This window comes from Dysgonomonas sp. 521 (genome assembly GCF_010501055.1).
Classification (GTDB): domain Bacteria; phylum Bacteroidota; class Bacteroidia; order Bacteroidales; family Dysgonomonadaceae; genus Dysgonomonas.
In genome coordinates, this window is the sequence record NZ_QVMO01000062.1 from 21,974 (window position 1) to 27,973 (window position 6,000).

The window sequence follows — 6,000 nt, forward strand, 5'->3', positions numbered from 1 at the left end:
TAGCCGGATTTCAAATCCTGATAAAGAGTAGCAGGGGATTATTCTCTGCCGGAATAAGCTTTTGTATGAAATATTCATCTATCTTTAGGCAAATTAACCGCCAACTTTATGAAATATTTCACATTACTACTCTTTGCTGTCTGTTGTTTTTCGACCTCTTTTGCGCAGGGCGACGATAAAGAGATATCGATTGACGGACTGGGAGATTTCCGGTTTGGGTCTACATGGAAAGAGGTACACGAACATCTGGTAAATTATAGCGCCACTGAGGATACAAAGATTTTCACGCATACAGAAAACGTTATACAGGCTACGAACTTAGATTTTGCCGGATATAGATTTAATAACTTTACTTTTACTTTTCAGAAGGAAGAACTCTATTTTATTACATTCGGTAGCCTCACAGACAAGAAAGAGACGATTGCCACGGCATTTGACGAATTGACGCATGTTTTCAACAATCTTTATGGAGAATGGTCGTATAAGTCTATCGGGTACGATAACACCCTAAAGGTAGATTCTGAAAGATTGTCTTGGCATGGTAAGGAGGGAGCGATATTGATACTCTCTAAATACTACATAGAGAAGGAAGGCACAGCTCTTATAAATATAGGCGCCACAAAGCCAATACGCTGACTAACATCACATATATTTGTCCTCTGCTGCCGTACGATTGTTTCGCGCGACAGCACGGGGCTACAATCGTTTTGCGCCAATGTAGGGGCAGTGGCTTGTCCCTGCCCGTTTGTCGTGTTTTCGGGCAACCACAAGGGATTGCCCCTACATGTTATGCTGGCGAAAGGAAGTGTCAAGACCCGGCATCGCAATTTTCCCCTGTGATTATTCACTACATGGCTAAACCTTTTCCCAGAATTTCAGTCTATCTTTATAGCACCCCGTCCCTCCCCAAAAGGGAGGGGGAAAGGTAAAACCACGAAAACATAAAGATAAAAATATGAAAAAGATTACAAATCAATACACACTCTCTCAGTCCCCCTTGGGGGGACTGAGAGGGCTGCTGGGTAGCCTTATATTGCTGCTGTGCCTCTCACTTACAGCCTGCGACAAGGACGACCCGTATGTAACGCCTGAGCCTGAACCGGAGAAACCAGTAGACCCCGAACCGCCTGTGGTGAAGGAGAATATCGTCTTCAATCTGGATGGCAACCTGATACGCGCAGGAAAGGACAAGTCGGGCGACGCGGTCTTTAATATCCACGGGGAGTATATACGTGCGGGGGCGGCTACCGATGGCGACATCGTATTCAATATGGATGATAAGCTGGTGTGCGCCGGAAAAGACAAAACAGGGGATGTGGTCTTTAATATCGACGGTAACTATATTCGTGCGGGGGCGGCTACAGATGGGGATATTGTGTTTAATGTGGAGGGGGAGTATGTGAGAGGGGAGAAGGATAAATTATATGATTTAAAATTTTCCTCTGTATATGGAGATTTATATAAAGGAAGTGTATATGCTGGAAATGTAAAATTATATGACTTAAAATTTTCTTCTGTATATGGAGATGTGTACGCAGGAAGTGTATATGCAGGAAGTGTAAAATTATATGACTTAAAATTTTCCTCTGTATATGGAGATGTGTATGCAGGAAGTGTATATGCAGGAAGTGTAAAATTATATGACTTAAAATTTTCCTCTGTATATGGAGATGTGTATGCAGGAAGTGTATATGCAGGAAATGTAGAATTATACGACTTAAAATTTTCCTCTGAATATGGAGATTTATATAAAGGGGAAGTATATGTAAAGTACTGAATTAGTAGGGGGCGAAAATTGCCCCCTTCCTATTTTTATACTCCTGACCAGCCACTTACACTAACCATACTATCTTGTACTTTGTGAATATCAGTAACAGCTACTTTAGATTCTATTTTTATAGCTTGGATAGCCGCAATTAAACTATCGTTGTCGATATTAGTTACAGGCTCAACAGCAGGCAATTGTCCACCATCGGCAAACATACGTTTAAAAGATGGTTCAAGCCCCTGAGATGAGCGGGAGAAAAAGGTATTCAGGTCATTTGGGGTTAGCTCACGCCGTTGTTCATTGATGTATTTGACCAATCCCAGATTTTTGTCTGTTGAGACTCGATTGACAACAAATTCGCCCCCTTCTACTTCCATATTGGTGCCCTCTATGCGCATGCCGCCTTGTACAGTACCCGTAGCTCCAATCATGTAGGGGCAGTGGCTTGTCCCTGCCCGTTTGTCGTGTTTTCGGGCAACCACAAGGGAGTGCCCCTACATGTTATGCCTGGCGAAAGGAAGCGTCAAGACCCGGCATCGCAATTTTCCCCTGTGATTATTCACTACATGGCTAAACCTTTTCCCAGAATTTCAGTCTATCTGTATAGCACCCCACCCCGTCCCTCCCCAAAAGGAAGGGGGAAAGGTAAAACCACGAAAACATAAAGATAAAAATATGAAAAAGATTACAAATCAATACACTCTCTGTAAGTCCCCCTTGGGGGGATTGAGAGGGCTGCTGGGTAGCCTTATATTGCTGCTGTGCCTCTCACTTACAGCCTGCGACAAGGACGACCCATATGTAACGCCTGAGCCCGAACCGGAGAAACCAGTAGACCCCGAACCGCCTGTGGTGAAGGAGAATATCGTCTTCAATCTGGATGGCAACCTGATACGCGCCGGAAAGGACAAGTCGGGCGATGCGGTATTTAATATCGACGGTAACTATATTCGTGCGGGGGCGGCTACCGATGGCGACATCGTATTCAATATGGATGATAAGCTGGTGCGCGCCGGAAAGGACAAAACGGGCGATGTGGTCTTTAATATCGACGGTAACTATATTCGTGCTGGCGCGGCTACCGATGGGGATATTGTATTTAATGTGGACGGGGAGTATGTGAGAGGGGGAGAAGGGAAGGAGAGATTATTCCAAATAAGAAAGGTTGAAGATTACCTATGGAAAATTTATGTAGAGGATTATTCAAAGCCTGTATTCCAAATAAGAAAGGTTGAAGATTACTTATGGAAAATTTATGTAGAGGATTATTCAAAACCTGTATTCCAGGTAAGAAAGGTTGAAGATTACTTATGGAAAATTTATGTAGAGGATTATTCAAAACCTGTATTCCAGGTAAGAAAGGTTGAAGATTATTTATGGTATGTAAATAGAGATTTCTGATAAACTGGGGACTTTTCATCCCCAGTATCAAATTCATACACCCGACCAGCCACTAACGCTAACCATACTATCTTGTACTTTGTGAATATCAGTTACAGCAACTTTTGGTTCTATTTTTATGGATTGAATAGCTGCTATTAAGCTGTTATTATCGATATTTGATGTTGGTTCGATGACAGGTAATTGCCCTCCCTGTTCAAAGGCTTGACGAAATGAGGGTTCGAAGCCCCGAACTTTTGAGTCAAAAAATGCATTCATATCAGCAGATGTAAGTTGTCTTCGCTCAGCATTGATATAGCGTATCAATCCCAGATTCTTGCCTGTAGACTCGCGATTGATTATATACTCGCCTCCTTCTACTTCCATATTGGTACCTTCTATACGCATGCCGCCTTGTACAGTACCCGTAGCACCAATCATGTAGGGGCAATGGCTTGTCCTTGCCCGTTTGTCGTGTTTTCGGGCAACCACAAGGGATTGCCCCTACATGTTATGCCTGGCGAAAGGAAGCGTCAAGACCCGGCATTGCAATTTTCCCCTGTGATTATTCACTACATGGCTAAACCTTTTCCCAGAATTTCAGTCTATCTTTATAGCACCCCGTCCCTCCCCAAAAGGAAGGGGGAAAGCTAAAACCACGAAAACATAAAGATAAAAATATGAAAAAGATTACAAATCAATACACTCTCTGTAAGTCCCCCTTGGGGGGACTGAGGGGGCTGCTGGGTAGCCTTATATTGCTGCTGTGCCTCTCACTTACAGCCTGCGACAAGGACGACCCGTATGTAACGCCTGAGCCCGAACCGGAGAAACCAGTAGACCCCGAACCGCCTGTGGTGAAGGAGAATATCGTCTTCAATCTGGATGGCAACCTGATACGCGCAGGAAAGGACAAGTCGGGCGATGCGGTCTTTAATATCGACGGGGAGTATATACGCGCGGGTGAAAAGACCGATGGCGACATCGTATTCAATATGGATGATAAGCTGGTGCGCGCAGGAAAAGACAAAACGGGCGATGTGGTCTTTAATATCGACGGCAACTATATTCGTGCGGGGGCGGCTACAGATGGTGATATTGTGTTTAATGTGGATGGTGAGTATGTGAGAGGGGGAGAAGATAGGACAAAAACACAATTATATGATCTATATTTTTATTCCTCTGATGGTGATTTATATGCCGGAAGTATATATATAGGGAAAACGAAATTATATGACTTAAGTTTTTATTCTTCTGGTGGTGATTTATACGCCGGAAGTATATATATTGGGAAAACGAAATTATATGACTTAAGTTTTTATTCTTCTGGTGGTGATTTATACGCCGGAAGTGTATATACAGAAGGTACAAAATTTTATGACCTACACTTTTATTCCTCTGATGGTGATTTATATGCCGGAAGTGTATATATAGGGAAAACGAAATTATATGACCTATACTTTTATTCCTCTGATAATAATTTATATGCCGGAAGTGTATATGTCGCAAAATAGATACTGGGGACTTTCATCCCCAAAATCTAATTTATACACCAGACCAACCACTAACACTAACCATACTATCCTGCACTTTATGTATATCAGTAACAGCTACTTTAGGTTCTATTTTTATAGCTTGTATAGCTGCAATTAAGCTATCGTTGTCTATATTCGTTACAGGCTCTACAGCAGGTAATTGTCCACCTTCGGCAAACATACGCTTAAAGGATGGTTCAAGCCCCTGTGATGAACGCAAGAAAAAGGCATTCAGGTCATTTGGGGTTAGTTCGCGCCGTTGTTCATTGATATATTTAACCAATCCCAGATTTTTATCTGTTGAGACACGATTGACTACAAATTCGCCGCCCTCTACTTCCATATTGGTGCCTTCTATGCGCATTCCGCCTTGTGAGTGACGTTTACCTTTTAGTAGCCCACCGTCTTCGAATTTGGCAAGTTGTGCTGTCATTATTTTTAATTGTATAGCACCATTTAAAGCGACTAATGCAGCCAATGGAGGACCTAGTATTGGACCTTTTCCCCATGCAGTAGCGACACCTTTCGCAATCTCTTTTGTCGCATCAGCAATATCGAATACAAGTTGAGCTTTTTTTCTAATTTTTTCTAATTTGTCTAGCCTATCCTGCTGTTTTTTCGCTTTTGCAGCTATTTCTTCATTTTTTTTTGCTTTTTCTTCTTCTAGTTTTGTCTTTTCATCTTCTATACGCATCTGATCTAACAATACACTACGATTACTTTCTGTGATAGCATTATTGGCATTCTCTATTTCTTCTTTTTTTGCATTTACTATATCTTCTTCTGCCTTAGCTAATGCCTCCAATTCCGTAATTCGGTCTTGAGCTGCCTGCATTTCCCCATCTGAGGCTGGATTTACTTCTTTTTTATCTTCCGAACTCTCAGATTCAGGAATATCTGTTGTCAGGCTTTCAATACTACTACCCGATTTTTCTGCATCAGTAATGATATCAGTATTTTCTACATTCGTTTCAGTCTCTTTTATTTCAAAAGTTTCTTTTATTTTAGCTATATCGGCTTTATATTTTTCTGCTTTAGTTTTTGCTTCAGCCTGCTCTTTTTCTAACCGCTCTTTTTCCTTCTCATTCTTTGTTATTTCCACCCTTACTTCTGCCAGTTCTTTATCAAGCTTTTCTATTTTCTTTTTATACTTTTCGTCATTAGCAGCTTTTTCTTTTGTTTCTAAAGTTGTAATACTAGTCTTTAGCTCTTCTATCCCTGTTGCATAATCCGGAGCATCCCCACCCAGTAATCCGGTTCTAAATCCATTAGAAATCGGTTCTAAAAATCTGCCATTCCGGCAGATATCCACCCAAA

6 protein-coding genes and 1 pseudogene are annotated in these 6,000 nt (G+C 41.8%); 4 read left to right on the forward strand and 3 right to left on the reverse strand.

Annotation, left to right across the window (positions count from 1 at the left end):
• The first annotated feature begins 108 nt into the window (after positions 1–108).
• Both D0T84_RS15825 and D0T84_RS15830 read left to right on the forward strand, forming a co-directional pair.
• Entirely contained in the window at positions 109–636 is a 528-nt protein-coding gene (locus D0T84_RS15825) for a hypothetical protein (protein ID WP_163308836.1), read from the forward strand.
• A 319-nt stretch (positions 637–955) separates the two neighbouring features.
• On the forward strand, positions 956–1,777 hold the full coding sequence (locus D0T84_RS15830; protein WP_163308837.1) for a WD40 repeat domain-containing protein: 822 nt from the start codon (positions 956–958) through the stop codon (positions 1,775–1,777).
• 35 nt (positions 1,778–1,812) lie between these two features.
• Here D0T84_RS15830 and D0T84_RS15835 read toward each other — a convergent pair whose 3' ends face one another.
• On the reverse strand, positions 1,813–2,199 hold the full coding sequence (locus D0T84_RS15835) for a hypothetical protein (protein WP_255495418.1): 387 nt from the start codon (positions 2,197–2,199) through the stop codon (positions 1,813–1,815).
• 244 nt (positions 2,200–2,443) lie between these two features.
• On the opposite strand from D0T84_RS15835, the gene D0T84_RS15840 reads away from it, so the two are divergent.
• Entirely contained in the window at positions 2,444–3,169 is a 726-nt protein-coding gene (locus D0T84_RS15840) for a hypothetical protein (RefSeq protein ID WP_163308838.1), read from the forward strand.
• A gap of 33 nt (positions 3,170–3,202) precedes the next feature.
• Here D0T84_RS15840 and D0T84_RS15845 read toward each other — a convergent pair whose 3' ends face one another.
• On the reverse strand, positions 3,203–3,589 hold the full coding sequence (locus D0T84_RS15845; protein ID WP_185155762.1) for a hypothetical protein: 387 nt from the start codon (positions 3,587–3,589) through the stop codon (positions 3,203–3,205).
• A 239-nt stretch (positions 3,590–3,828) separates the two neighbouring features.
• Here D0T84_RS15845 and D0T84_RS15850 point away from each other — a divergent pair, with 239 nt between their 5' ends.
• Positions 3,829–4,662 (forward strand): hypothetical protein, encoded by an 834-nt coding sequence (locus D0T84_RS15850; protein WP_163308839.1) that lies wholly within the window; start codon positions 3,829–3,831, stop codon positions 4,660–4,662.
• Between the two features lie 31 nt (positions 4,663–4,693).
• On the opposite strand, the pseudogene D0T84_RS15855 reads toward D0T84_RS15850, so the two are convergent.
• Positions 4,694–6,000, reverse strand: a pseudogene (locus D0T84_RS15855) (hypothetical protein); the annotation flags it as partial.